This is a genomic window from Falcatimonas sp. MSJ-15 (assembly GCF_018918265.1).
In the GTDB taxonomy this organism is placed as follows: Bacteria; Bacillota; Clostridia; order Lachnospirales; family Lachnospiraceae; genus Falcatimonas.
Genome location: NZ_JAHLQC010000045.1, coordinates 1 through 2652 on the forward strand (window position 1 = coordinate 1; position 2652 = coordinate 2652).

General features: G+C 35.2%; 4 protein-coding genes. All 4 read left to right on the plus strand.

Annotated elements, in window-relative coordinates:
* Positions 1-217: type II toxin-antitoxin system RelE/ParE family toxin (locus tag KQI85_RS16165; RefSeq protein ID WP_216577056.1), on the plus strand; the 217-nt coding region annotated here is incomplete at its 5' end.
* 43 nt (positions 218-260) lie between these two features.
* On the plus strand, positions 261-722 hold the full coding sequence (locus KQI85_RS16170) for a flavodoxin family protein (protein ID WP_371820695.1): 462 nt from the start codon (positions 261-263) through the stop codon (positions 720-722).
* Positions 723-1481, plus strand: coding sequence for an EFR1 family ferrodoxin (locus tag KQI85_RS16175; RefSeq protein WP_055262374.1), 759 nt, complete (start codon positions 723-725; stop codon positions 1479-1481).
* Positions 1482-1597: 116 nt separating this feature from the next.
* Complete coding sequence (locus tag KQI85_RS16750; RefSeq protein WP_253293942.1) at positions 1598-1828, plus strand: type II toxin-antitoxin system prevent-host-death family antitoxin; 231 nt, start codon at positions 1598-1600, stop codon at positions 1826-1828.
* The last annotated feature ends 824 nt before the right edge of the window (positions 1829-2652 follow it).

Consider the following 2652-nt stretch of genomic DNA (forward strand, 5'->3'; position numbering starts at 1 on the left):
GCAATATAATCGCATTGCTGATGAAATACTTACATTAGACACTTTCCCGGAACGATTTAGGATTATGGATTCTGAGCCGGAAAAGAGAATGGAGTTGCGTAGAATGCTCGTTGATAATTATTCAGTGTTTTACACAATCCGTGACGAAAGGGTAATTGTAACGGATGTGTTATACACGGCATCTGATATAGAAGCACGTTTGAGAGGCGAGCTATAAAAGCACGCGTTTATTTGAATTTCACGAAGCAAATGGAGAAAATATGAAGATAGTAATTATACATGGTCAAAGTCATAAAGGCTCAACATATCATATAGCTCATATGTTGGCAGAGAAAATAAGTAGCGATATAAAAGAATTTTTTCTTCCAAAAGATTTTGGAGAATTTTGTGTAGGATGTACAAAGTGTTTCACTGAATCCGAGACAAAATGTCCGCATTATGAAAAACTAAAGCCTCTTACTGATGCAATGGATGAAGCAAATGTTATTATCTTAGCCAGTCCGGTTTATGTATTTCATGCGACTGGGGCGATGAAAGCTTTTTTAGACCATTACGGATACAGATGGATGGTGCATAGTCCAGAAGAATCTATGTTTAAGAAACAAGGAGTATGCATATCCACAGCTGCCGGAGCTGGTATGAAATCAACAAATAAAGATATGATGGACAGAGAAAAAGAGACCTTGGAAATAGAATTTGAATTTGAAGGAGAGAGTACGTAAATGGTAGGAATATATTTAAGTGGAACAGGAAACACAAAACATTGTGTTGAAAAGCTGGTATCCATGTTAGAGGATACGGCGAAAATAGTTCCATTAGAAAATACACAAATAACAAATATATTAGAACAACAAGATGTGATTATTTTAGGCTATCCTACACAATTTTCTAATGCACCTTTTATGGTACGCGATTTTATTAAAAGAAATGCTCAATTATGGAGAGGTAAAAAAGTATTTTGTTTAAATACAATGGGACTTTTCAGTGGTGACGGAACTGGTTGTTCAGCAAGGCTTTTAAAGAAATATGGAGCTGAAATTCTTGGAGGGATGCAAATAAAAATGCCAGACTCAGTGTGTGATAGTAAACTGTTAAAAAAAGATATTAAACAAAACAGGCAAATTGTTAAGAGTGCAGACAAACGAATAGAACAGGCTGCTGAACAGATTAAAAGAGGAAAATATCCAAAAGAAGGGTTGTCATTTATAGCACACATAAAAGGACTGTTTGGACAAAGACTATGGTTTTATCGTAAAACGATAGGTTATACAGACAAATTAAAGATAAGTGACGCTTGTATCGGATGTGGGGTATGCAGTAAAGTGTGTCCTATGAAAAATATTGAAATGAATAAAAATCGGGCTGTTCCCAGAGAAAGATGTACAATGTGTTATCGTTGTATCAGCTTATGCCCTCAAAAAGCAATCACATTACTTGGAGAAAAGGTTCAGGAACAATGTAGATTTGAAAAATACGAATGAAAAAAGGAGTAACAGACAGATTCCAGTTTGCCGAAATATCTTTCTAAACGAGAGCAGATTCGTTAACATAAGAGCATAAAGTAATTGTTGTATACAGTAAAAATGAGAAATATCAAATGTTAAATGAATCAGTAATCAACGTATTAAAAAATGGTATGTGGGATCTTGCAACCTGTGCAAATGGAGAATCAAACGTAGTCCCAGTTGCATTCAAGGATGTTACAGAAGATATATTTATTACTAAGAATGGAAAAATAGTAGCAAAACTGACAAATCCACATCAGGATAGAGTAGAGGTGGCAAAATCACTATTTGGAATAATTTTTTCAGTTCTGTCTATAATATAGTAACCCCATAAGAGGGGAGCCCGGTGAATCATCGGAAATCTGTTTTGCCTTCTTTTCATTTTTAGCAGCCTTTGCTTCCTGGTTAAGTTTATTGACTTATAGTGCTAAATTCTAAAGACGGGAAAGATTCATGCAGAGCGTGGAGATTATCAGAAAAGTTATAAAAAGAATTGACTTTTTGTAGAGAAGATATTAATGTTTAAGTAGGCCGTAGAGAGGCATGGGTAATGCCCGAATCCAAATATCTCATTAGCGGGTAGGCAGTCAGAGTGATGACTGTCTATTTTTATGTTGAAATACAGTTGGAACAGATGCATAATTTTGTTCAATTATAAGAGAACTTAGGTCTAAATTTTCGATATATATGAATGAAAGAAAAGGAGCGTGATAAGATGGAAAAAAATTACTCGACAATATTCCTGGCAAGGTGGCTGACTTATTGTCTGATGTAAAGAATGGACGTATCGGTTGATAAGCATCATATCTTCCCTAAGCATTATCTTGAGCAAATTGGCTATAACAATGACCGTGATAGCAACCAGATTGCCAATTTTACATATTTAGACTATGCAACAAACATTGATATTTCAGATGCACCACCAGCAGAGTATGTGGTAAGATATAAAGAGAGGCTGGGAGAAGAAGGCTATAGGAGGAACATATATGACCGAAAATCAATTTTTTCAATTAGAAGTAGGTACAGTCATATCTAATAGATGGCAGGCAGACACATATTTTGTAATTTATGATACAGACCAAATGGGTACAGCATATAAAGGGCGAAAATATATAGTATATGGTGCAAGGCAGATGGATTGCGACAA